This is a genomic window from Streptomyces sp. NPDC005494, assembly GCF_042872025.1.
Classification (GTDB): domain Bacteria; phylum Actinomycetota; class Actinomycetes; order Streptomycetales; family Streptomycetaceae; genus Streptomyces.
Genome location: NZ_JBIAJR010000011.1, coordinates 150,148 through 173,767, shown reverse-complemented (window position 1 = coordinate 173,767; position 23,620 = coordinate 150,148). Strand labels below are relative to the sequence as shown.

The window sequence follows — 23,620 nt, the reverse complement described above, 5'->3', positions numbered from 1 at the left end:
GCCTGGCGGCGACGGGCACGGCGCGACGGGACGCGGGTCGTGCGCAGGGGCGCGGGCCCCCCGGCGGGCCGGCCACAGCATGGTTCGCGCAGGTCCGCGGGGCGCAGACCTCCGGAAACGTACTTCATCCGCACGACCAAGACCAACTACGGCCGCCAGCAGGCCAGATGGAGCGTACAGCGGATGGCCGGATTGCGGCAGAACCATGATCGGAAAGGGGTAATGTCGTCCCATGCAGGCGAGATTCACTCCAGGGCAGGTCGTCGCGAGACGAGAGATGCTGGACGGCCGGGAATGGCTGCTCTACCCGGTGCGGGTGGTCGCCGACGAAGGTGATCTGGTGGCCGTCTACCTCTCCGAGCGCACCCCGCTCACCTTCGGCGCCGGTGAGTTCAGCTGGGGGCCGCACCCCTGGAGCCTGCACGACCCGGTCTGGCAGTCCGACGGTGTCCTCCAGATCCAGCGCGCCTCCGACGCCTACGCGGTCTGGCAACGCCGTAGTGGCGACGCCTTCGAGGGGTGGTACGTGAACTTCCAGCAGCCCCTGCGGCGTGGCGTACACGGTTTCGACACCCTCGATCTCGAACTCGACCTGTGGATCCCGGGCGACGGCTCCCCCTCCCGATGGAAGGACGTCGAGGAGTTCCACGCCCTGGAGCGCAGCGGCGCCCTCTCCGCGGAACAGGCAGCCCAGGTGCGCCGCGCGGCAGCCGATGTGACGGATCTGGTCAGCCGCGGAACCCCCTGGTGGGAGCGGTGGCGTGACTGGCGCCCGCCGGAGGACTGGGAGGTGCCCGGCCCGATCGGGCCGGGCACCCTCCGGTGAAAGGTGGCCCTCGCTCACCGGCTCCCGGGCGCGGTGACGTCGGGCCAGAACCCCTTCAGCCACAGCAGGATGTCCTGCATCACGTGATGGTTCTGATGCGGCCGTAGTGCCCCCAGCTGGAAGAACATGACTCCCTCGCTCGGCGGACCGAGCAGGGTCAGCCGGGTGTCGGTGCGGCCGTCCGCCTGCACCGGATGGAAGGCGGTCGTCAGGTCCAGTCCGCCCGGGGAGAAGCCGGGCTCCCCCTGGCCCGGGTTGGTCCACTTGCGTACCAGCCCACGCCGCAGCAGGTTCGGATAGAGCGGCCGCACGTCGTTCGCGGCGTCGAAAGGATGCACCCGCGAGTCCACCAGTACGTCCACCCCGATGTCCGCGCCCGTGACGGGGCCCCGCACCCGGAACCTGCCCGCCGACTCGTCCGTCTCCACCACCGCGTCCGGTCCTGCCGACACGTCCACGAGACCGTGGCGGATCAGCGCGCGCATCTTCTCCATCACCACCAGCGCGGCACCGTTGCACAGCCGGTTGTGGTGGCGCATGTACACATCGAGGAAGTCCCGGTGCGAAGAGGCCCGCAGCCCGCCGAAGTCGAGCGCGTGCGACAGGACATGGCGCAGGTCCCGCCAGACCCCGTCGGCCGCCGCCTTCGCAGGGTTCCAGAGGTTGTCCTGCGCGGCCCAGCGGTGGTCGAGGTCGATGAAGTCGAGCAGCGCCTCCCGGTACTCCTCAGGGGTGCGACAGTCCTCGCGGCGCAGCGGCTCGATCATGCGCTCCCACGAGAAGCGGCCGGCCGCGGCGGACTTCTGGTGCCGGAAGGGGGAATCCGCAGCGGCGACGGCCGCGGCGAACGCGTCGCCGTCACCGCGCAGGGCGCCCATCTCCTCGGCCCGTTCCGGACCGAAGACCACCGCCAGGAACCGCTCCAGGGCGCCCTCGGCCCAGTCCGGTACCTCCGCCGGACCGAACCCGGCCCCCGCCAGGGCGCCGTCGACCAGCGCCACCGCTTCGTCGACGGCCCGTTCCAGCGGGGCCAGCAGCCGCTCGACCGACACCTGCGACGCGGCTCCCGCCCCGCCGTCGGTGAGGAACGCCTCGTACTCCGGCCGGGCGGCCTGCTCCGCCACCCGGCCGAACTCAGGCCCGAACAGGGTCGTGTAGTAGAGGTGCGCCATCTCCAGGACCACGACGGGCAGCAGGTGAGCGCGGAAGTCCAGTTGCCTGCGCTCGGTCCTGCCCACCCGCGCGGGCTGTCCGGCCGACGTCCGCAACCGGTCCACGGCTTCCTCGACGAGGAAGGTTCCCCGGTGCTCCAGATTCTGCGGGTCGCGCTCCTTGGCGTTGTAGGGGCGGGCGAAGGTGAACAGGCCGGAACGGCTGAACGCCACGATCGAGGCGGGCTCCGCGCCCGAGGGCCGGTACTCCAGCAGCCCGGCGGGACCGGTGACGAAGCTGCCCCCGCGGCCCTCTGTCAGATGGAGGATCACGTCGATCGTGGTCAGGCCCATGCCCAGGCAGCCCACCACGCGGTCGGGGCCAGCAGCACCGGCCGGGAAGGCCTGGTCCAACGGGTAGGCCGAGGGCAGGAACTCCGCCTGCCCCCGCCCCGCGAACTCCGTCCACCGCCGAGGCCCCGCGTACTTCAGAGGGTCGTTGGAGGAGTGCCCGGTCACCATGAGGACGTGGCTGGCGCGCACCGGCCGGGTGCCGGCCGCGGTGACCACGGTCAGCCTCCCGTCGGCGTCCTCGTCCAGATCGACGACTTCGGCGGTGTGGAGCAGGACGCGTATCCCCGGGCGCTGCCGCAGCAGCCGCACGTAGAGGTCGAACTGGTCGCGCAGTGCCTGGCCGTGGACGTAACGCTTCGGCCAGTCCTCGGCGCTCAGGTCGAACACGGGGTCGCCGGTGTCGCGGAACCTCTTGCGGCACCATTCCAGCAGGGTCGGGCGGTCGGCGAGGTCCAGCAGGGGGCCGGCGTCCACCACGCTCTCGTCGGCGGCGAACCCCACCTGCCCGACGATACGGTTGAGATAGCTCGTGGCGGGCTGGTCCGGACTGTGCACCTGACCTGCGCCGAACTGCCCCGTCCGGTCGAAGACGTGGATCTCCAGGTCGAACGGGCCCGCCGCGTCCCGGGTCGCGGATGCCAGCCGGTCCAGGACATAGGTGCAGCTGGGCCCGCCCCCGACGATCGCGAGGGTCACCCGCGCCGTGCTCGTGGAGTCCTTCTGCGACGGGCCTGGGCGCAGGGCGGCGGACGGAGCGGAGAACACGGTGTCGGTCATAGGGCGGCTCCGGCGTACTGGGTGACGACCCGGTCGTAGGCGGACAGGAAGCGGGTGATGTCCTCGCCGGTGATGTGGCCCATGGTGGAGAGCCGGAACTCCCGCTCCCCGCGCGCCTGGGTCGAGTACACGACGAACCCCTCGGCCTTGAGACCGTCGTGCAGCTCCTCGTACGTCATCCCGTCGGGAAGCGCGAAGGCCGTCAGCGAGCTCGCGCGCTGCTCGGGGGGCAGCCGGAGCGCGAGGCCGCGCTCGGCGAGTCCGTCGCGCAGCCGCTCGGCGAGGGCCGTGTACCGTGCGTGGCGCTGCGAGGCGCCTTCGCGCAGGGCCAGGTCGAGTGCGGTGTCGAACGCCGCCATGATCTGAAGCGGCAGGGTGAACAGGGGAACCCCGTCGTGTTCCTGGGCGACGAAGTGGCGGTGCAGGTCCAGGGAGAAGGTCCGCGCCGGGACCGCCTCCAGCGCGGCCAGCCGCTCCCGCGCGCCGACGACGAAGCTCACCCCGGGGAATCCCTCCAGGCACTTGTTCGCGGTGCCGACGCACCAGTCGACGCCGTCGGCGACCAGGTCGAACTCCTCGGCGCCCAGGCTGCTGATCGCGTCCACGGCCAGGGACCGGCCGTGCCGGGCGGTGACCGCGCCGATCTCCCGCAACGGGTTGAGCATCCCCGTGCTCGTCTCGTGATGCACGAGGGCGACGTGCGTGAGGGACGGGTCCCCGGCCAGGGACCGCTCGACCACCGCCGGGTCGACCGGGCGGCCCCAGCCGAACGTCAGGTGCTCGACGGCGATGCCGTGCACCGACAGGATCCGGGCCAGCCGCTCCCCGTAGTGGCCGTTGTCGATCACGAGGACGCGGCCGTCCGCGGGCACCACGGAGGAGAAGGCCGCCTCCAGTGCCGTGGTCCCCGAACCCGCCAGCAGGACCGCGGCGTGCCGGTCGTCACCGCCGCAGACGCGGGTGGTCTTCCTCCTGATCCGTTGCATCAGCGCGAGCGCCTCCGGTTCGCGGTGGCACAGATCGGGCAGGGTGAGCGCGGCCCGGACTTCCTCGGACACGTTCACCGGTCCTGGATTCATCAGGACCACACGGTCCTGCGGCCGGGGCTCGGGCGGGGCGGGAGAAGGGGACATGGGGACTCCACCGGGATCGAAGGTGTGGACACTGATGGCCGGGCGCCACGGGCGCCCGGTGCCGGGTGGACCGGCCCTGCCGGGCAGGGCCTAGACGGGGCGGCTGCGGGAGATGAGGGTGCGTGGAAGGTCCTGCGGCCATTCGGGCATCGGGGCCATCAGATGGCGCAGCCCGGCGGCCTTGCGGTCGCCCCGGGCGATGACGCACTCGGCGCCGCGGCCGGCGTGCGAGATGAACGCCTCGACCTTCCCGTGCATCGCCCCGCTGGTGTCCCATTCGGCGGTCGGCCAGAGGTACGCGTAAGCCCGTTCGGGGTCCGCCGCGTCCAGGTACGGCACGACCGGACTGTCGCCGCCGGGACCGGTGTGGATGCCTGGCACGTCGGTGAGGGCGACCACCCGGACCTGCCCGAACGAGCCGTCCAGGAGGATTCCGGGCACGTGGTCGCTGCCCAGGATGCGCAGTCCGCCGTCGGCGGTCAGCACGCAGTCCCCGGAGAGAACCGGCAGCACACCTGCCGTCAGCAGCCGGGACACCACCCCGGTCTGGAAGACCGGGCCGTCCGCACCCTCCGCGTACATCGCCATCGCCTGGAGCGGCGCGGCGGGCAGCCCGACGGCGCGGAACGCCTCGGTCCACACCCACTTCACGTCGAACGTCGCCCGGGTCAGGGGCAGCAGGGCCAGTCGTCCGTCGTGTTCCTTACGGCGTACCGAGGAGTGGCCGAGGGCACCGCCCCCCGCCACGAAGACCACCCGGCCGGGATGGCTCCGCACCAGGTCCGCCACCAGCTCCGCGTAGTCCCGCACGGCGGCCTCGTCGATGTCGTGGTCGGTGCGCTTGTCCGACACGAGGCTGCCGCCGACCTTGACCACGACGGTCCGGGGCGCCCCGTGACCGCCCGCGCTGCCGCTCCTCATCGTGCCTCCGCATTCGCCGGCGCACGGTGCGCACCGCTCGTCAGCCGCCCCACCGTGCCGGTGACGACCGCGTCCACCAGGGTCTCCACGGGCTGCGCGGCGTCGATCTCCCGCCAGCCGAAGCGCCCCGCCCAGCCGTCCAGCACGTCGAGCACGCGCCGCTGGTGCGTCAGGAAGCTCTCCCGGGAGCACGCCGGATCCATCCCGCACTCGTACGGCACGAGGTCCCGGCCGACCTTGCGCTCCCACGCCTGCTCCGGATCGAGCCGGAGATAGACCACCTCGGAGGAGGGCGGGAGCCCGGCCGCCACCGACTCCACCCACGTGCGGTCCAGCCCGTAGGCGATCTCGCTCGCCGCGTGCTTCATCCAGTAGCCGTCCAGCAAGGTCACCGCCGCTTCCGGGCCGCCCGGCGCCCGGCCGCGCAGTGCCAGGTCGATGGACCACATCAGGAACAGGAAACGCGGGCCGGGCGGCATGTCCGCCACGCAGGTCCGCGCGGCCGGGACATCACGGCGCAGCAGGTCCGCCGCCGGATACCGGGGATTGCCGACGATGTCCCACCGCTCGACGCGTTCGACGGCGGTGCCCGCGCCGGCGAGACGCTCGGTGGCCAGCCGGGTGACGGTGGACTTGCCGGCCCCGTCCGTCCCGGCGACGGAGACGATCATCGGTCACCCCCGTCGTGCACTCGGGGCAGCAGACCCGCGACGGTGGTCCAGAGCCTCCCGGGGGTCCGGAACGTCTCGCGGTCCAGCGCCTCGTCAGGGAACTCGATCGCGTAGCACTCCTCGACGGCGACCACCAGAGCGACGACGCCCAGCGAGTTCAGGCCCTTGTCGAAGAGGTCGTCGTCGGCGGTGAGCCGGGCTGCCACGGCGTCACCGAGCTGCGAGGCCAGCAGGGTTCTGAAGCGGTCGTCCCAGGGTTCATTCATGGCTGTGCTCCGCATGTCATCGGTGGGTGGTTCGGGTGTGCGCGGGCCGGTCGGCGGACCTGTGTGCACAGGTCCGCCGGGGTCCCGTCCGGGCCGGAGGGTCACGGGGCCGCGCCCTGCCCGGCATCGGCCGCCGCGTCGGCGTCCCGCAGGGCGCGATGGTCGGTCTTCCCGTTACGGGTGAGAGGGAGCGCCTCCCAGGACCGCCACCGCCCGGGCACCATCGCCGCGGGCAGCCGGCTGCGGAGATGCTCCTTGAGTTCGTCGTCCGAGACCGGCCCTCGCGGGCTGTAGTGCGCGGTCAGCTCCGCGGATCCGTCCGTCCCGCTGACGACGACGGCGCAACTGCCGACGGCGGGATGGCGGCTGAGTACGACCTCGACCTCGTCCAGTTCCATGCGCACGCCGGACACCTTGACCTGACGGTCCGCCCGGCCCAGGTAGTGCACCCTGCCGTCCGCCACGCGGGCGAGGTCGCCCGTCCGGTACAGCCGTCCGGTCGGCGATCCGGGATCTATGACGTCCCGGAAGAACGCGGCGCGCGTCGTGGCCTCGTCGTTGAGATATCCCAGCCCGACCGGCAGGCCGCCCACGAACAGCTCGCCCGGCTCGCCCTCCGCGGCCGCCCGCCACCGGCCGTCGCCCTCCCCGGCCAGCACGTGCAGGACGGCGTTGACGACCGGGCTACCGACCGGCAGGCGCTCCAGCGCCGCCTCCGGCGCCCCCACCACCTGGTGGGTCACGTCGTCGGAACACTCCGTGGGCCCGTAGGCGTTCAGGAGCCGGGCCCGGGGCAGCCCCGCCACCACCCGCCGCGCCAGGGCGGGCCGCAGTTCCTCACCGGTGGAGATGACCCAGCGCAGCCCCGCCAGGGCGTCGGGACCCGTCCGGGCCACCTGGTCCACCAGCCAGCCCAGAACGGTGGGCACCAACTCCACCACGCTCACCCGGGACCGGGAGAGGGCGCGCGTCAGCCGCCGGGGGAAGGCCAGGTCGGCGTCGTCGATGACGGCGACCGTGCCTCCGGCGAGCAGCGGCGCCAGCATCTGCCACACCGCGATGTCGAAGACCAGCGGCGCGCTGAACGCCACGGTGTCGTCGTGGTCCAGGGACAGGTCGAGCACCTTCGCCCACAGGTGGTTCATCATGCCCTGGTGCTCGACCAGCGCCCCCTTGGGGCGGCCCGTCGTCCCCGACGTGAAGATGGCGTACCGGGGCTCCCGCGAGCGGTCGCCCGCCGCGGCCGCGGGAGGACCACCGCTCGCCGCGGTGCGGCCGGGGAGCGGCACCGGCTCGACGCCGGCCCGCGCCGCCGCCTCCCGGACCGGACCAGTGGCGGAGGGGGTGCAGTCCACCAGCCAGCGCGCCGCACCACGCGTCAGGACGTCCGAGACCCGCGCGGGCGGCCAGCCGGGATCGACGGGCAGGTAGACGGCGGCGAGGCTCTCCGTGGCCAGCAGCACCGCGATGATGTCCGGACAGCGCAGTCCGGTCACCGCGACGACGTCGCCCGGGCCGCACCCCTTGCCCAGCAGGCCGGCGCGGATCGCCCCGACCCGCTCCAGCAGGCCCCGGTAGGTCACGACGGTGTCGCCGTGGACCACGGCGGCCCTGTCCCCGTCCGTCCCGGCGTGCCGGGCGACATGGTCGAGGACCGCGCTCGCCGTGTCCACCGGCAGCGGGTTGCGCAGCGCGCCGGCCCGCGCCGCCTCGGCCGCGCCGGGCAGGAGGCGGAGGTCACCGAGGGAGGTCACGCCGCTCATCGGCCGCTCCCGGCAGGCGCGCCCAGCGGTGCGGGGCCGTGATGACGGTCGACGTCGTGGAAGAAGCCGTCGACCCGCATCAGTTCGCCCGTCCGCGCGGCCCGGTCATGGGCGAAGTGGCCGACCGCGAGGTCCAGTACACCCAGCCCGAAGGGAGAGAAGACGACTGTGCGGTCGGCGGGCACCACGACCTGGCCGGTGAGGACGTCGTACAGGGTGCCGTCGATGAAGTCCCGCGAGCCGGTGCGCTGTTCCACGAGGTGTACCGAGGTGTCGGCCTTCAGGACGTGCTCGACGTCGTCGACGATGTTGCAGGCCGCCTCGACGACCTGGTGGCCCAGGTCGCGCAGCGAGACGTGCAGGACCACCGGATGGTGCTCGAACCAGTCCGGGTCGGTGATGTGCGGCGTGGCGGCCGTGGTGGCGAAGACCACGACGTCGCTGGCGCGCACCAGTTCCTCCGCCGATCCGTGCACCCGCACCGGAACCTGCGGTGACCGGTCGGCGAGATGGCCGGCGAAGCTCTTGGCGTACTCGGGGGACAGGTCGTACACCCCGAGTTCGGCCAGGTCCCAGCCGAGCACCGAGAGGTAGTCGTTCAGGTACCGGGCGATGAGACCGGTCCCCACGAAGCCGATCCGGCGCGGTGCCGGCCGGTCACGGGTCAGCTCCCGCGCGGCCACCGCCGCCGAGGCGGCGGTGCGCACCGCGCTGATGATGGAGCTCTCCAGACAGGCGTACGGGTACCCGGTCCGGGCGTCGTTGAGGATGAGGACCGCGGAGGCGCGCGGAATGCCGTGCGAGAGGTTCTCCGGGAAGCTCGATATCCACTTCAGCCCGTCCACACCGAACTCGCCGCCCAGCGAGGCGGGCAACGCGATGATGCGCGCGGTGGGCCGGTCGGGGAAGCGCAGGAAGTACGACGGCGGGTTGACCGTTCGCTCTGCCCCGTGCAGGCGGTACGCCTGCTCGACGATGTCCATGACCTCGTGCTGCCGGCCCGCCAGGCACCGGTGCACCGTAGCTCCGGGGACGACCGAGAACGCCGGGATCCCGACCTGTTGTTCCGTCACGGTTGCTCCAGGGGATGAGGCCGCCGTCACCGGGCGTCCCGGCCGGCGGGAGCCGGACGCATCGGACGCAGTGCGGGGCGTGTGGTGGTGGGGGTGGTGGTGAGGTGGTTGTCGATGTCGTGGACGGTGGGGTGTTCGAAGAGGTCGCGGATGGTGAGGTGGTGGCCGAGTTGGGTGCGGATGCGGCTGATGAGGCGGGTTGCGAGGAGGGAGTGGCCGCCGTGGTCGAAGAAGTTGTCGTGGGTGCCGATGTGGGGGAGGCCGAGGGTGTCGGCGAAGAGGTGGCAGAGGGTTTTTTGTCGGGGGGTGGTGGGTGTGTCGGTGGTGGTGGGGTTGTGGTGGGGTGCGGGGAGTGCGCGGCGGTCGATTTTGCCGTTGGTGGTGAGGGGGAGGGTGTCGAGGATGACGATGTGGGCGGGGACCATGTAGTCGGGGAGGGTTTGGGTGGTGTGGTGTCGGATGGTGGTGGGGTCGAGGTGGTGTCCGGTGCGGGGGACGGTGTAGGCGACGAGGCGTTTGTCGCCGGGGCGGTCTTCGCGGACGAGGGCGACGGCTTGGGCGACGCCGGGGGTGCGGGCGATGACGGTTTCGATTTCGCCGAGTTCGATGCGGAAGCCGCGGAGTTTGACCTGGAAGTCGGTGCGGCCGAGGAATTCGAGGTTGCCGTCGGGGTGTTGGCGTACGAGGTCGCCGGTGCGGTACATGCGGGTGCCGGGTGGTCCGTAGGGGTCGGCGACGAAGCGTTGCGCGGTGAGACCGGGACGGTTCACATAACCCCGGGCCACCTGGTCACCGGCCAGGTACAGCTCGCCCGGCACACCCACGGGCACCGGTTTCAGCCCCTCGTCCAGCACATACGCGCGGGTGTTCCAGATGGGCGGCCCGATGGGAGGTGCGGCCGGGGAGCCGAACGCGGCGTCGGGCACCGTCCACGCCGTGACCACATGGGTCTCGGTCGGTCCGTAGTAGTTGTGCAGCCTGCGCCCTGACCCCGGGGCACAGAAACCGCCCAGCGCCGAGTGGAGCGTCAGGGCCTCGCCCGCCTGCGCGATGTCCACCAGATGGGGCAGGGCCAGCCCCAGCCGGCCCGCGGCCTCGGCCACCGCGTCGACCACCGGTGTGGGGGCGAACAGCTCGTTGACGCGGTGCCGGTCCAGCCACCTGACCAGTTCCTCGGTGTCCTTCCGGGTGTCGTCCAGGGGGACGGCCAGCGTCTTGCCCATGGTGAAGGCCGAGAAGAGCTCGTGGGCCGCGGCGTCGAAGCTCAGCGACGCGAACTGGGCCGTGACCGTGCCCGGCCCGCCCCCCATCGCCCGGTGGTGCCAGGCCATGAGATTGACCAGGGCGCCCGAGGGCAGCACCACCCCCTTCGGGCGCCCCGTCGAGCCGGAGGTGTAGATCACGTACACCGGATGCGCGGGCAGCAGCGGGGTCGTGCGTTCCCCGTCGGTCACGTCCGTGTCCGGCAGGGCGGCGGCCTCGCGGGCGGTGGCGTCCGAGTCCAGCACCACCGTCGCCGTGCCGTCGGGGACGTGCTCGCTCAGTGCGGCGGTGGTCACCACGCAGACGGGACCGGCGTCCTCCAGCAGGTAGGCGATCCGGTCCGCCGGGTGCGCGGTGTCCACGGGCAGATAGGCGGCGCCCGTCTTCACCACCGCGAGCAGGGCCACCACCAGCTCGGCCGAGCGCGGTGCGAACAGTGCCACCGTCCGTTCGGGGCCCGCCCCCCGGCTCATCAGAAGACGGGCGAACCGGTTGGCCCGGGCGTTGAGTTCCGCGTAGGTCAGCCGCTGGTCCTCGTGCACGACGGCCGTCGCCCCGGGGGTGCGCGCCACCTGGGCCTCGATCATCCCGGGCAGGGAGAGGCCCGGCACCTCGTGGTCCGTCGCGTTGCAGTCCACGATCAGCCGGCGGCGCTCCGCCGCCGAGAGCAGCGGCAGGGTGCTGACGGGCGCATCCGGGGCGCGCAGCACCCCGTGCACCAGCCTCAGCAGACAGTCGTTCATCCGTTCCACCGTCGCCGCGTCGAACAGGTCGGCCGCGTACTCCACGGTGATCTCGATCCCGTCGCCGCGGCCGTCGGTGGCGGTCTTCTCCACCAGGCTGTACGACAGGTCGAACTGGGCGGTGCCCAGGGCGGCGGGGCGCTCGTCCACCTCCAGGCCCGGGAGCCGGAAGGGCAGCCGTTCGTTGTTCTGCGCCACCAGGAGCACCTGGAAGAAGGGGTGCCTGGCCAGCGAGCGTGCCGGGCGCAGCCGCTCGACCAGCGTCTCGAACGGCAGGTCCTGGCGGCCCAGGGCGTCGAGGTCCCGGTCGCGCACCCGCTCCAGCAGGTCGGCGAAGCCGGGATCGCCGGACGTGTCGGTGCGCAGCACCAGCGTGTTGACGAAGAAGCCGACCAGGTCCTCCAGCGCCTCGTCGGAGCGCCCCGCGACCGGCGTGCCGATCGGGATGTCCGTGCCTGCGCCCAGCCGGGTCAGCAGGACGGCGATCAGGGACTGGACCGCCATGAACACCGTCGCACCCGAGGCGCGCGCCAGCCGCTGGAGCTCCTGGTGCTCCGTCGCGTCGACCCGCACCACCACCGATCCGCCCGCGTACGAGGGCCGGGCCGGCCTCGGCCGGTCGTACGGCAGCCGGAGTTCCTCCGGCAGGCCCCTCAGCTCCTGCTCCCAGTAGGCCAGTTGCCGCGCGGCCAGGCTCTCCGGGGCGTCCGGGTCGCCCAGCAGCTCGCGCTGCCACCGCGTGTAGTCCGCGTACTGCACGGGCAGCGCTCCGTCCGCGTCGCGCCCCACGCCGCGTCCGGACGCCTCGTAGGCGTTCTGCAGATCGCGGGCGAGCGGAGCCATCGACCATCCGTCGCACGCGATGTGGTGCACGACGACGGCCAGCAGGTGCTCCTGCGGCTGCGTCCTGAACAGCCCCGCGCGCAGCGGCGGTTCCCCGGCGAGATCGAAGGCCCGGCACAGGAACTCCCGCACCTGTGCCTCCAGGCTGCCGGCGGCGCCGGCCTCCACCACGCTCAGCGCGGGCGCCGTGCCCTCGACGGGCAGGACCTCCTGCCAGGGCTCCCCGTCCGCCTCGCGGAAGACCGTGCGCAGACTCTCGTGGCGGGCCACGACATCTGCCAGGGCGGCCCGCAGCCGGTCCTGGTCCAGCGGTCCGCGCAGCCTCAGCACCAACGGCATGTGGTACGCCGCGCCCGTCTCCTCCAGCCGGTCGAGGAACCACAGCCGCCGCTGACCGTACGACAAGGGCACCCGCGCGGGACGTGGCGCCGCCAGCAGTGCGGGGCGTGTGGTGGTGGGGGTGGTGGTGAGGTGGTTGTCGATGTCGTGGACGGTGGGGTGTTCGAAGAGGTCGCGGATGGTGAGGTGGTGGCCGAGTTGGGTGCGGATGCGGCTGATGAGGCGGGTTGCGAGGAGGGAGTGGCCGCCGTGGTCGAAGAAGTTGTCGTGGGTGCCGATGTGGGGGAGGCCGAGGGTGTCGGCGAAGAGGTGGCAGAGGGTTTTTTGTCGGGGGGTGGTGGGTGTGTCGGTGGTGGTGGGGTTGTGGTGGGGTGCGGGGAGTGCGCGGCGGTCGATTTTGCCGTTGGTGGTGAGGGGGAGGGTGTCGAGGATGACGATGTGGGCGGGGACCATGTAGTCGGGGAGGGTTTGGGTGGTGTGGTGTCGGATGGTGGTGGGGTCGAGGTGGTGTCCGGTGCGGGGGACGGTGTAGGCGACGAGGCGTTTGTCGCCGGGGCGGTCTTCGCGGACGAGGGCGACGGCTTGGGCGACGCCGGGGGTGCGGGCGATGACGGTTTCGATTTCGCCGAGTTCGATGCGGAAGCCGCGGAGTTTGACCTGGAAGTCGGTGCGGCCGAGGAATTCGAGGTTGCCGTCGGGGTGTTGGCGTACGAGGTCGCCGGTGCGGTACATGCGGGTGCCGGGTGGTCCGTAGGGGTCGGCGACGAAGCGTTGCGCGGTGAGACCGGGACGGTTCACATAACCCCGGGCCACCCCGGCGCCCCCGATGTACAGCTCACCCTCCTCACCGGCGGCCACCGGCCGCAGCGCGTGGTCCAGCACATGGGTCCGGGTCCGGTCGACGGGCACCCCGATCGGCGGGTTGTCCGTGAGCGTGCCGGGCTCCAGTGTCACCGCGGTCGACCAGACGGTGGTCTCGGTGGGGCCGTAGACGTTGGTGACCTCCGCGGCCCGGTCGCACAGCTCGGCGGCGAGCCCGGACGGCAGGGCCTCGCCCCCGACCAGGACGCGCACCCCTGACAGGTCGACCGTCTCCTCCACGAGCGCCTGCCACAGCGCGGGCGTCGCCTGCATCGCGGTCACGCCCCGCTGTCCCAGCAGCCGGGCGAGCCGGGCGGGCTCCCGCTCCTCCTCCGTGGCGAGCATCAGACGGGCACCGCTGAGCAGCGGGACGAACAGCTCCAGCGCGGCGATGTCGAATCCGACGGTGGTGACGGCGAGGAAGCGGTCCCGTGGCACGAGCCCCAGCCGGTTCCCGAAGGAGCCGAGCAGGTTGAGCAGGTTGCCGTAGGTCACCGCGACGCCCTTGGGCTTCCCCGTCGAGCCCGAGGTGTACAGCGTGTAGGCCACGTCCAGCGGATGCGGGGGACGGGTCCGCGGCAGGTGCCGGGAGGTCTCCTGCTCCGGCGGCTCGCCGCCGTGGAACTCGTCGAGCAGCACGACTTCCGGGCCCCGCTCGCCCTCGGCACCCGCAACGGCCGTGTCGGAGGACGCCAGCAGCAGGGCGGGCGCGGCGTCGCGCAGGATCATGGCGTTGCGCCGGGCGGGGTGCGCGGGGTCCACGGGGACGTACGGCACCCCCGCCTTCAGCGCGGCGAGCAGCGCGACCACCAGCAGGGGCGAGCGCCGCAGCCCGACGGCCACCGGGCGTTCGGGTGCCGCGCCGCGCGCCAGCAGCAGCTGCGCGAGACGGTCCGACTCCGTGTCGAGCCGCGCGTACGTCATCCGCTCGCCCGCGCACTCCACCGCGACCGCGTCCGGCCACAGCCGCGCCCGCCGCGTGAACAGCTCGCCGGGGGTGACCGCCTCGCGGTCGGCGGACGGGTTCACGCCTCGCCCCGCGGACCGTTCGCGTCCATGGCCGAGGCCAGGCTCCTCGGCCGCATGTCCGTCCAGTGCGTGTCCACCCAGGCCACACACTCCTCGTGCGTGGCGTCGCTCAGCACGGCGTTCCAGCCCTCCGGCACGGCCGCGGAGGCCGGCCACAGTGAGTGCTGGCCCTCGTCGTTGACGAGGACGTGGAACGGAGCGCCGGAATCGTCGAAGGGGTTGCCCATGGAAGTTCCTCCTGTGGTCATATCCGTGCGGAGCCGGGTGCCGTGAGAATCCGCGACAGCAGCCGGCCGACGTCGGCGACCGCCCTGCCGAGCATTTCGTAGTGGCCGCAGCCGGCGTCCAGGACCGTGATCCGCCCGCCGACGTACGGATCCCAGCCGAGGCCCGGACCCGTGTCCCGGGGCGTGCCGTCGTCGGTGGCGGCCACCAGGACGAGATCGCCGTCGAACCGGCCGGGCACGAAGTCGTTCATGAGGCGGATGTTGTTGACCGCCACCTCCACCGCCGCGCGCACCTCGCGCGGACCGGCGTGGCTGAGCGGCGGGAAGCTCTCGCGCAGCTGCGCGACGAGCGCGTCGTCGACGCCGTCCTGCGCGGCGGACAGCGGGGGAGCGCCGTCGAAGAAGCCGCGCAGAGCCTCCGCCAGTGCCTCCGCCCGCGCCCCCGCATCGGGCTCCTCGGCAGAGGCGTGGACCCGGCCGGCCTCCTCCTCGGTCACGGGGCGGCCGTCCAGCACCACCAGCAGGTCCACCGCCTCGTCCGCGGCCCGCAGTGCGGTGGCGACGGCGTGCGCCACCAGCCCGCCGAAGGACCAGCCGAACAGGTGGTAGGGGCCCGACGGCTGGATCTGCCGGATCTGCCGCACGTAGTCGTCGGCCATCTCTCCGACGCTCGCGGGCAGCCCGGTGGCTCCGTCCTCCCCGCCCAGCCCTCTGGCCTGGAGGGCGTACACGGGCCGGTCGGTGTCCAGGTGCTCCAGCAGCCGGAAGTAGCACCAGCCGAACCCGGTCCCCGGGTGCAGCAGGAACAGCGGCAGACCGGTGCCGTGCGGACGCAGCGGCAGCAGCGCGGCCGAACCGTCCGGGGTGCCGGCCTCGAGGCCCGCCCGGCGGGCCAGCGCGGCTGCCGTCGGATGCCGGAAGACGGCCTGGACCGGGAGCTCCGTACCGAGGAGCGGACGAAGCCGCCGGGCCAGCCGGATGGCGAGCATCGATGTGCCGCCCGCGCGGAAGAAGTCGTCGTCCACACCGATGCCGTCGGTGCCCAGCAGTTCCCGGAAGACCTCCAGGACCCCCTGTTCCAGGGCGGTGCCCGGAGCGCGGCCCCGGCCGGTGCGCGGCGCGGGCGGCGGCAGGGCACCCCGGTCGAGCTTGCCGTTGGCGGTGAGCGGGAAGCGGTCCACGACCACGATGTCCGAGGGCAGCATGTACGCAGGCAGCCGCTCCGCGAGGTGCTCGCGCAGACGGTCCGGCTGCGGGCCGCCCGGCGTCGCCCCGGCGCCCGCGGCCCCGCGCGCCGGGGTCACGTAGGCGACCAGCCGCTGCTCGCCGTTGTCGGAGCGCACCAGGGCGCAGGCGGAGCCGACCGCCGTCCCCGCGGCCAGCACGCTCTCCACCTCGCCGAGTTCCAGGCGCTGGCCGTGCAGTTTGACCTGGGTGTCCTCGCGCCCCAGATACTCCAGGGAGCCGTCCGCGCGCCAGCGGGCGACATCGCCGGTGCGGTACATACGGGAGCCGGGCGGACCGAACGGGTCCGCGACGAACCGGGATGCGGTCAGCGCTCCGCGGCCCAGGTAGCCCTTTGCCAGCTGGACGCCCGCGAGGTACAGCTCGCCCGGCAGACCCGGGGGACACGGCCGCAGCGTCTCGTCCAGGACGTAGGTCCGCGTGTTGTACACGGGCTTGCCGATCGGGACCGGGCCGCTCTCGCCCGCCCGGCACGGATGCCACGTCACGTCGACGGCGGCCTCGGTCGGCCCGTAGAGGTTCTCCAGGGCCGTGCCCGGCAGCAGCCGGTGGAAGGTGTCCGCGGTCTCCCGTGGGAGTGCCTCGCCACTGCAGAAGACGCGGCGCAGCCCGGCGCAGGACGCCGCCTCCGGTTCGGCGAGGAAGTGGTCCAGCATCGAGGGAACGAAGTGCGCGACGGTGACGCCGGTGCTCCGCACCGTGGCGATCAGGCATGCGGGGTCCCGTTGTTCGCCCGGCGCGGCCACCACCAGCACGGCGCCCTCCCGCAGGGGCCACAGCAGCTCCCACACGGACACGTCGAAGCCGCAGGAGGTCTTGTGCAGCACGCGGTCCGCGGCTGTGAGGGGGAAGGCGTCCTGCATCCAGCGCAGCCGGTTGTCGATGGCCGCGTGCGGCACGACGACGCCCTTCGGTAGCCCGGTGGAGCCGGAGGTGTAGATCACGTACGCGGGATCGCCGGGGCCGGCCCGCCGCCACGCTCCCGGCACCTCCGGCGGCGCGGGCAGCGGCTCGTCGACGAACACGGCGGGCGGCCCGCCGCCCGGCAGCGCGGCCCGGGTCGCGCGGTCGGTCAGCACGCAGGGCGACGCCGCGTCACGCATCATGTGGGCCAGGCGCTCCGCGGGGTGCTCGGGGTCCAGCGGGAGGTAGGCGCTCCCCGTCCTGAGCACGGCCAGCACCGCGACGACGAACTCGGCCGACCGCGGCAGTGCCAGTGCCACCACCGTGCCGGGCCCCGCCCCGAAGCGGTCGAGGTGAGCGGCCAGCCGGTCCGCCCGGTCGTGGAGTTCGGCGTAGGTGAGGGTGCGCGGACCGTCGACGACCGCCGGCGCGTCCGGGGTGCGGGCGGCCTGCGCCGCGAGCGCCTCGGGCAGGGCCGTCACCGGCAGAGCGCGCTCCGTCGCGTTCCACTCCGTCACCACCAGGCGGTACTCCGCATCGGTGAGCAGGCCGATCTCGCTCACCCGCAGCGACGGGTCCGCCGTGACCGCCTCCAGGACGGTGAGCAGCCGCGCCACGACCGATTCGGCGGTGGCGGCGTCGAAGAGGTCGCAGGAGTATTCCAGGTGGCCGTCGATGCCCTGCGGACCGCCTCGCAGATGCTCCACCAGCTGGAAGGTCAGGTCCGTCTTCGCGGTCGGCAGCGGGTCCAGCGGACGCACCGTCGCCCTCACCTCGCCGAAGTCCGGCTCTGCGGGCGCGTCGCTCTCGAAGCTCACCATCACCTGGAACAGCGGGTTGTGCGCGAGTGAGCGGACCGGGTTGACCGCCTCGACCACCAGGTCGAACGGCAGGTCCTGGTGGGCGAAGGCGTCCAGGTCGGCCTCCCGTACGCGCCGCAGCACCTCGGCGAAGTCCGGATCGCCCGAGAGATCGGTGCGCAGCACCACCGTGTTGACGAAGAAGCCGACGAGGTCGTCCAGCGTCTCCTCCACCCGCCCCGAGACGGCGGAGCCGACCGCGATGTCGGTGCCCGCCCCCAGCCGCGACAACAGCACGCACAGGGCGGCCTGCACCACCATGAACGAGGTGCACCGGTGCGTGCGGGCCAGCTCCGTCACCCCGTGGTGCAGCTTGGTGTCGCAGTGGAAGGGGACGGAGGCACCCCGGTGGCCGGCCACCGTCCGGCGGGGCCGGTCCACGGGCAGCGACAGCGGTCCGGACAGACCGGACAGGGTCCGGCTCCAGAAGGCGCTCTGCACGGCGTGCGTACTGCCGGGATCCTGCGGATCGCCCAGCAGTTCGCGCTGCCACAGGGTGAAGTCCGCGTACTGGACCGGTAGTTGCTCCCAGGGCGGTGCGACGCCTCGCTCGGCCCGGGACCGGTAGGCCGCGGACAGGTCGCGCAGCAGGGCGTCCACCGACCAGCCGTCGGCCGCGGTGTGGTGGACGACCATCAGCAGGACGTGGTCCTCGGGACCGGTCTCGAACAGGGTCGCACGCAGCGGGAGTTCGGCCTCGCAGATCGCGATCGGCACGGCGGCGGCCGCCGCCAGCTCCTCGTCCAGACGGTCGGGGCCGCACGCGACGACCGTCATCCCCGGATGGCCGGCAGCGGCGTCGAGGACATCCTGGTACGGCTCGTCGTCCGCCTCGCGGAAGACGGTCCGCAGCGGTTCGTGCCGCGCCACGACGTCGCCCAGCGCGCTCCGCAGCGCCGTGACGCGCAGCGGCCCGCGCAGCCGCAGGGCGAGGGGCAGAAGATACGTCGCCCCGGCTCCCTCGACTCGTTCGAGGAACCACAGCCGTCGTTGGGCGAAGGAGAGGGGCAGCACACTGGCCTCCTGATCAGCGGGGCGCATCAGAGACGTACGGGGCGTTCCACTGCGTGCTCGGCGTGCTCGGCGTGCTCGGGGGGTCGGACCGCGGACGGGCCCTCCAGGGCCGCGCGGCACCGCCGGACCAGCGCGGCCGTGCTGCCCGCCGGCTCCGCCGCCAGCCGGTGCGCCTCCTCGTCGAACCAGGTCAGCAGGGCGTCGAGCCGGTCGGCGGGCACCAGGGCGGGGTCGGCCCGCACCACGACCGGCATGTCGGGCCCGCCGAGCACCTTGACGTCGAACCGGGGGCCGATCTGGCGGTGGGGGCGGGTCCGTTCGACGCGGCCCGCCCGGACCGCGCCGGGGACCGGCGCGGACTGCGCGACGTCGTGGGCGAGGAAGTTGTAGAAGTTGTCGTACCCCGGCGCCCGGCCGCGGTCGCCGCGCACGAGGGCATCGACCGCGTCGATGTCGTACGAGCCGAAGCGGTACGCCTTGAGCGCGGTGCGCTGCACGCGGCGGACCCACTCGTCGAAGGTGCCGGCCGCGGTGCCGGTGTCGAGCACCATCGGCGCGTACTGGTTCATGGAGCTGACCACGGTGTGCCAGGGCGGGCCGAACCGGTTGCTGGACTGGAGCGTCATGACGACCCGCGCGCTCTCCTCCAGCACGGCGAGGGCCAGGGAGGTGAGGGCCAGCAGGACGTCGTGGGGTGCCAGCCCGCGTTCCCGGGCGACCACGGCCAGCGCGGCGCGGGCGCGGGGCGACCGCAGGACCGCCTCGATGCGTCCGGGGCTGCCACCCGCGTCGTCGGGCACCGGGAAGGCGTCCGGGGGCAGCGTGGCCAGCAGGTCCCGCCAGTGGCGCAGCACACCGTCACCGCGGGCCCGGCCGGCGGCGGACCGCTGCGCCAGCGCGAGCGCCCGGGGCTGCGGCGGCTCCTCCTCCAGCCAGCGGCTGCCCTCCGGACTGTCCCCGCCGGTCAGCGCCGTCAGTTCGGCGCGCAGCCGCCCCATCGAGAACCCGTCGGCGACGATGTGGTCGGTGGTGATCACCGCGTGCGTCGACCGTCCGCCGCTGGTCACCACGGCGAAGCGGTACGCGTGCTCCCGGGCGCGGTCGATGCGGTCTTGGGCCAGTTCCCGTCCTGCCGCAGCGGCCTCCTCGACGGTGGTCACCTGCCGTTCGACGTGGCCCACGACCGGGTCGCCGGCCGCGTCGTCCACCCGTTGCACCGGCCCGTCCGCGGTGTCCGTGAATCGCGTGCGCAGTGACTCGTGGCGCCTGCGGAGCGCACCGAAGGCGGACACGACCCGGTCCTCGCCGCAGCCGGGCGGCAGCTCGACCGCTCCGGTCAGGTACGTCTCCGGCCACCGGGAGTGCGGCCAGTCGGCCATCACCCGCCACACCGAGAGCTGACCGAACGTCAGGGGGACACTGTCCGCCGTCATGGTGTTCTCCGCTCTCTCACACATCGTCGAGGGACGCGTTCGCACGGCTGCCGCGCTCCAGGACCCGCAGCAGGTACAGGGCCAGACCCACCAGCACGGCCGCCTTGAGCAGTTCCCAGCCCAGCAGCCCCGGCACCCCTTCGGCCCCGGACAGCACCCGGCGGGCGGCTTCGATCCCCTGTGACATCGGCATCGCGTGCCCGAGGGCGGCGAGCCAGCCGGGCAGCCAGGAGAAGGGGATGTTCACGCCGCACAGCAGCATCATCGAGTAGAGCACCACGTTGGCCAGGAACGTCGCTTCCCGGGTGCGCAGCCCGATCGCCCCCACGACCAGTCCGCAGGCGCTGCACGACAGGGCGGTGACCACCAGGGTGAGGGCCAGCAGGGGCAGTGCGCCGGGGGCGATGTGCACCCATCCCAGCGCCGAGCCGAGGGCGAGCATGACCGCGGAGGTGAAGGCGCCGGTCAGGACGGCCGGCAGGACCCGGCCGCCGAACATCACGGCGCGGTTGGCCGGGGTGGCGAGCAGCGCCGTGAGCGTGCCGCCGTACCGCTCGCCCTGGATCGAGTGAGCGGGGGCGAACAGGCCGGCCATCGCGCAGGCGTGCAGCGCGTTGCCCACCACGTAGTAGTCGGACGGATAGGCGCCGAGGTAGCGGCCCAGGTGCACCGCCCAGATCAGCTGGACGACGGGTACGCCGATGACCGTCGGGATGAACGCCGAGGGCCGCAGCCAGCGGAACAGGGCGAGGTAGGAACGCCAGCCCGCCACGAAGAACAGCCGCCAGGTCACTGAAGAGCGAGCGTCCCACTGGAGCGTGCCAGCCATTCGAACCTCCTCTGCAGCAGCAGGGTGACGGCGAGATAGAAACAGGTGAGCAGGAGACACATGCCGATCGCCGTCAACGGGTCGCCGCCGCCCACCGCCGCCCCGGTGAGCGCCTTGACGCCCCAGGTGGGGGCCAGCAGGTACGACACGTTCTGCACCGGGTCCGGGAGCGAGGAGACGGGGACGAGCATGCCGCTGAGCATCCACACCGGGAACTCGAAGAAGTTGGCCAGCGACTGCGCCGTCGGATACAGGATGAAGGCGGAGGCCATCAGCAGGCCCAGCATGCCGAGCGCCACCACCGTCACCGGTACGGCGGTCAGGAAGAGCACCGGGTGCTCCAGGTGGAGCGGCATGTCGAACAGGAGCGCGCTCCAGAGGAGCGTGATGAGCAGTCCGTAGATCCCCAGCGACGACGTCGCCAGTGCGAAGGGCAGCGTCACCAGGAAGGTGGAGCGAGGACTGGCGACCAGGGGTTCCAGCAGCTGCATCAGCCGCAGCCGGGTGATGGCGTTGCCCGAACCCAGCAGCGTGGAGGACCACATGCCCATCAGTGCCGCACTCAGGGCCACCGCCATCGGGGGGTCCTGCTTGCCGGAGCCGCGGAACATGTAGAAGGCCATCGAGGCGAGGATCAGGGGAAGCAGGACGGCGAGGAACACGTACAGCCGGGTGCGGACGAGCTGGCGGAGTTCGTACCGCCACGCACGCGCCAGGAAGCCGGCGCTGGTCCGGAGCCGGGCCGGCCGCGCCGCCGTCACGGGCGCTCCTGCGAGATCAGGGAGACGTACGCGTCCTCCAGGGTCGGCTCGCGCTTGGAGACCTGGAGGACGGGCAGGCCACCGAGTCCGGCCAGGACCGCGGCCGTGACGTCGGTCTCCTGGCCGCTGTGCACGTCCAGGATCTGGCTGCCGTCGCGCTCGGCCAGGCCGACCGAGCGGACACCGGGAAGCGCGCGCAGCCGTGCCACGTCCCCGTCGCCGGCCCCGCTGACCTGGACGGTGAGGACGACCTGACCGTCCGTCTGCTTCTTCAGCGACTCCGGGGTCCCCTCGGCGATCTTGACCCCGTCGCGCATCACCGCGACCCGGTCGCAGAGTTCGTCGGCCTCGAACATGTAGTGCGTCGTCAGCAGGACACTCCGGCCGCCGCGCACCTGCTCGCGGATGAGCGCGCGCAACTCCCGGGCGCCGACCGGGTCGATGCCGTTGCTGGGCTCGTCCAGGATGACGACGTCCGGGTCGTGCAGCAGGCCGCGGGCGATGTGCAGCCGCTGCTTCATGCCGCGCGAGAACGACTCCACCCGCTTCCGTTCGTTTCCCAGCAGCCCCACCATGTCCAGCAGGTCACGGATCCTGGGCTTCTGCTCCCGGTAGGGGATTCCGTACAGGTCGGCGAAGAGCAGCAGATTGTCGACGGCTGACAGCCGCGCGTACAGGCCGGCGTCGCCGCCGAGGATGACACCTGTCACCCGCCGCGCGGCCTGGGCCTCGCGCACGACGTCGTGTCCGAGGATGCGCGCCTGCCCCGACGTGGGCAGCAGGACGGTCATCAGTATCTTCGCCGTGCTGGTTTTTCCCGCCCCATTCGGCCCGAGAAGACCTACCAGCTCGCCGCGCCCGACGTACAAAGAGAGTTTATCCAGGGCGTGTTTGACGCGTCCCTGTGGACCCTTGAAAGTGCGCGACAGTTCGTCTATCTGAATTGCGGGTGCAGTGCTTTCGCCCACTTTGCGGACACCTCGCCCCTCGGAACCGGATGACTCCCCCCAGAGCCCCGCCGCGCTGTGCGTTTGAGCTGTTCGAGGACTGACGGGATCGTAAGGCGTCCAACGCTCCAACATCAACGGCGCACATCGATGTCGGCCGGAAAGCGCCGCAGGGTATGTCCGTTATTGCGTTATTCTCTGGCCTTGGATGCCGCGGTATCGGCCGCTCGCGAGCACCTTACTGCCCGTTTTGGTGTCATTTTCTAGGGTATTCCACTGCGGAGGCCGAGAGGGCCGTAGAAGGAATCCGGTCAGTTGTTACCTTCTCTTGCTGTACGAAAGTTGAACGTCTACTGTTGGCGCGATCAAGAAATGTGGCGAAGTTCATTTCCGTCCACACGCACTTGAATTCTCTGCCGCTGCAGGCGGTTCCGTACGTGTGTTTGCGCCCGGTTCTTCAGCAATGTCGAAGGGTATTCACAATGCAGCGCACCAGTTTTCCGTCATTTCGATCCGTACTCACCGGCGCAAAGGACGGCGTGATCCGTGTGGCCGGCGCGCACAGCGCGCTGGGAGGGCTGCTGGCACAGGAAGCCGGATTTCAGGCGGTCTGGTCCTCCTCCTTGGAGGTGTCCTCGTCACGCGGCCTGCCGGACGCCAGTCTCCTGAGCATGTCCGAGTACCTCCAGGCGGCTGCCCATACGCAGAGCGCGCTCAACATCCCGGTCGTCACCGACTGCGACACGGGGTACGGGGGCATTCTCAACGCGGCCCACATGATCCACGAGTTCGAGGCGGCCGGCCTCACCGCCGTGTGCATCGAGGACAAGCTCTTCCCCAAGCGGAACAGCTTCGCCGCCGGCGGCCAGCACCTGGAGAGTGCCGAGGAGTTCGCCCGGAAGATCGCCACCGCGAAGCGGGCCCAGTCCACGCCGGACATGTTCGTCATCGCCCGCACCGAGGCCATGATCAGCGGCCTCGGCGTGGACGCCGCGCTGGAACGCTGCCGCCGGTACGCGGACGCCGGAGCGGATGCCGTCCTCGTGCACTCCAAGCAGAAGACCCGCGACCAGATCGTCGGATTCCTCGACGGGTGGGATTTCCGCTGCCCGGTCGTCATCGTGCCCACCACCTATCCGGACTGGCACATCGACGACATACAGAAGGCCGGCGTATCGGCCGTCATCTACGCGAATCACGGACTGCGTGCCACCGTCAGCGCGCTCCGCACCACCTATCGCTCGGTGTACGCGAACGGCGACACCACGGCGGTGGAGGACTCCATCGCATCCGTCCAGGACATCTTCGCCCTCCAGCGTTTCGACGCCTGGTGCGAGCTCGACGCATGAAACCGATCGCATCCCGGGGGACGGCCAGGCGATGAGAGG

16 protein-coding genes are annotated in these 23,620 nt (G+C 72.1%); 2 read left to right on the top strand and 14 right to left on the bottom strand.

Annotation, left to right across the window (positions count from 1 at the left end; genetic code table 11):
- Positions 1–232: 232 nt before the first annotated feature.
- Positions 233–826, top strand: a complete 594-nt coding sequence (locus ACFYQ6_RS28880; RefSeq protein ID WP_361586857.1) for a DUF402 domain-containing protein — start codon at positions 233–235, stop codon at positions 824–826.
- Between the two features lie 14 nt (positions 827–840).
- On the opposite strand, the gene ACFYQ6_RS28875 is transcribed toward ACFYQ6_RS28880, so the two are convergent.
- The 14 genes from ACFYQ6_RS28875 to ACFYQ6_RS28810 form a co-directional block, all read right to left on the bottom strand.
- Positions 841–3,108, bottom strand: coding sequence for an FAD/NAD(P)-binding protein (locus tag ACFYQ6_RS28875; protein ID WP_361586860.1), 2,268 nt, complete (start codon positions 3,106–3,108; stop codon positions 841–843).
- Positions 3,105–4,241, bottom strand: coding sequence for an aminotransferase class V-fold PLP-dependent enzyme (locus tag ACFYQ6_RS28870; RefSeq protein ID WP_361586863.1), 1,137 nt, complete (start codon positions 4,239–4,241; stop codon positions 3,105–3,107). The genes ACFYQ6_RS28875 and ACFYQ6_RS28870 overlap by 4 nt, the downstream gene beginning before the upstream one ends.
- Positions 4,242–4,331: 90 nt before the next feature.
- Positions 4,332–5,162, bottom strand: a complete 831-nt coding sequence (locus ACFYQ6_RS28865; RefSeq protein WP_361586866.1) for a hypothetical protein — start codon at positions 5,160–5,162, stop codon at positions 4,332–4,334.
- Positions 5,159–5,833 carry a thymidylate kinase gene (locus tag ACFYQ6_RS28860; RefSeq protein ID WP_361586869.1) on the bottom strand — a complete coding sequence of 225 codons (675 nt, stop codon included), beginning with the start codon at positions 5,831–5,833 and terminating at the stop codon, positions 5,159–5,161. Before ACFYQ6_RS28860 ends, ACFYQ6_RS28865 begins: the two co-directional genes overlap by 4 nt.
- Positions 5,830–6,099, bottom strand: coding sequence for a phosphopantetheine-binding protein (locus ACFYQ6_RS28855; protein ID WP_361586872.1), 270 nt, complete (start codon positions 6,097–6,099; stop codon positions 5,830–5,832). Before ACFYQ6_RS28855 ends, ACFYQ6_RS28860 begins: the two co-directional genes overlap by 4 nt.
- Positions 6,100–6,200: 101 nt before the next feature.
- Complete coding sequence (locus tag ACFYQ6_RS28850) at positions 6,201–7,862, bottom strand: amino acid adenylation domain-containing protein (RefSeq protein ID WP_361586875.1); 1,662 nt, start codon at positions 7,860–7,862, stop codon at positions 6,201–6,203.
- Positions 7,859–8,935 carry a 2,3-diaminopropionate biosynthesis protein SbnB gene (gene sbnB / locus ACFYQ6_RS28845; RefSeq protein ID WP_388765713.1) on the bottom strand — a complete coding sequence of 359 codons (1,077 nt, stop codon included), beginning with the start codon at positions 8,933–8,935 and terminating at the stop codon, positions 7,859–7,861. The genes ACFYQ6_RS28850 and sbnB overlap by 4 nt, the downstream gene beginning before the upstream one ends.
- A gap of 26 nt (positions 8,936–8,961) precedes the next feature.
- Positions 8,962–14,013, bottom strand: coding sequence for an amino acid adenylation domain-containing protein (locus ACFYQ6_RS28840; RefSeq protein ID WP_388765711.1), 5,052 nt, complete (start codon positions 14,011–14,013; stop codon positions 8,962–8,964).
- The gene (locus ACFYQ6_RS28835) at positions 14,010–14,240 is read right to left on the bottom strand and encodes an MbtH family protein (RefSeq protein ID WP_361581838.1); all 231 of its coding nucleotides are present in this window, start codon (positions 14,238–14,240) and stop codon (positions 14,010–14,012) included. The genes ACFYQ6_RS28840 and ACFYQ6_RS28835 overlap by 4 nt, the downstream gene beginning before the upstream one ends.
- A 17-nt stretch (positions 14,241–14,257) precedes the next feature.
- Complete coding sequence (locus ACFYQ6_RS28830; protein WP_388765708.1) at positions 14,258–18,262, bottom strand: amino acid adenylation domain-containing protein; 4,005 nt, start codon at positions 18,260–18,262, stop codon at positions 14,258–14,260.
- Positions 18,263–18,288: 26 nt separating this feature from the next.
- Entirely contained in the window at positions 18,289–19,695 is a 1,407-nt protein-coding gene (locus tag ACFYQ6_RS28825) for a condensation domain-containing protein (protein WP_361581832.1), read from the bottom strand.
- A gap of 16 nt (positions 19,696–19,711) precedes the next feature.
- Positions 19,712–20,524 carry an ABC transporter permease gene (locus ACFYQ6_RS28820; RefSeq protein ID WP_388765706.1) on the bottom strand — a complete coding sequence of 271 codons (813 nt, stop codon included), beginning with the start codon at positions 20,522–20,524 and terminating at the stop codon, positions 19,712–19,714.
- Positions 20,485–21,285 (bottom strand): ABC transporter permease, encoded by an 801-nt coding sequence (locus ACFYQ6_RS28815; protein WP_361581827.1) that lies wholly within the window; start codon positions 21,283–21,285, stop codon positions 20,485–20,487. The genes ACFYQ6_RS28820 and ACFYQ6_RS28815 overlap by 40 nt, the downstream gene beginning before the upstream one ends.
- Positions 21,282–22,253 carry an ABC transporter ATP-binding protein gene (locus tag ACFYQ6_RS28810; protein ID WP_361581824.1) on the bottom strand — a complete coding sequence of 324 codons (972 nt, stop codon included), beginning with the start codon at positions 22,251–22,253 and terminating at the stop codon, positions 21,282–21,284. The genes ACFYQ6_RS28815 and ACFYQ6_RS28810 overlap by 4 nt, the downstream gene beginning before the upstream one ends.
- A gap of 518 nt (positions 22,254–22,771) precedes the next feature.
- Between ACFYQ6_RS28810 and ACFYQ6_RS28805 the strand changes: the two genes are divergently transcribed.
- A complete protein-coding gene (locus tag ACFYQ6_RS28805) occupies positions 22,772–23,581 on the top strand; it encodes an isocitrate lyase/phosphoenolpyruvate mutase family protein (RefSeq protein ID WP_361581822.1) in 810 nt (269 codons plus the stop codon).
- Positions 23,582–23,620 lie beyond the last annotated feature (39 nt).

What these genes read in the sequence shown, in the direction of transcription:
- ACFYQ6_RS28835 (WP_361581838.1), bottom strand. Translation starts at nt 14,240, where the DNA reads ATGGGCAACCCCTTCGACGATTCCGGCGCTCCGTTCCACGTCCTCGTC.
- ACFYQ6_RS28850 (WP_361586875.1), bottom strand. Translation starts at nt 7,862, where the DNA reads ATGAGCGGCGTGACCTCCCTCGGTGACCTCCGCCTCCTGCCCGGCGCG.
- ACFYQ6_RS28860 (WP_361586869.1), bottom strand. Translation starts at nt 5,833, where the DNA reads ATGATCGTCTCCGTCGCCGGGACGGACGGGGCCGGCAAGTCCACCGTC.
- ACFYQ6_RS28820 (WP_388765706.1), bottom strand. Translation starts at nt 20,524, where the DNA reads ATGGCTGGCACGCTCCAGTGGGACGCTCGCTCTTCAGTGACCTGGCGG.
- ACFYQ6_RS28870 (WP_361586863.1), bottom strand. Translation starts at nt 4,241, where the DNA reads ATGTCCCCTTCTCCCGCCCCGCCCGAGCCCCGGCCGCAGGACCGTGTG.
- ACFYQ6_RS28855 (WP_361586872.1), bottom strand. Translation starts at nt 6,099, where the DNA reads ATGAATGAACCCTGGGACGACCGCTTCAGAACCCTGCTGGCCTCGCAG.
- ACFYQ6_RS28875 (WP_361586860.1), bottom strand. Translation starts at nt 3,108, where the DNA reads ATGACCGACACCGTGTTCTCCGCTCCGTCCGCCGCCCTGCGCCCAGGC.
- ACFYQ6_RS28825 (WP_361581832.1), bottom strand. Translation starts at nt 19,695, where the DNA reads ATGACGGCGGACAGTGTCCCCCTGACGTTCGGTCAGCTCTCGGTGTGG.
- ACFYQ6_RS28880 (WP_361586857.1), top strand. Translation starts at nt 233, where the DNA reads ATGCAGGCGAGATTCACTCCAGGGCAGGTCGTCGCGAGACGAGAGATG.
- ACFYQ6_RS28865 (WP_361586866.1), bottom strand. Translation starts at nt 5,162, where the DNA reads ATGAGGAGCGGCAGCGCGGGCGGTCACGGGGCGCCCCGGACCGTCGTG.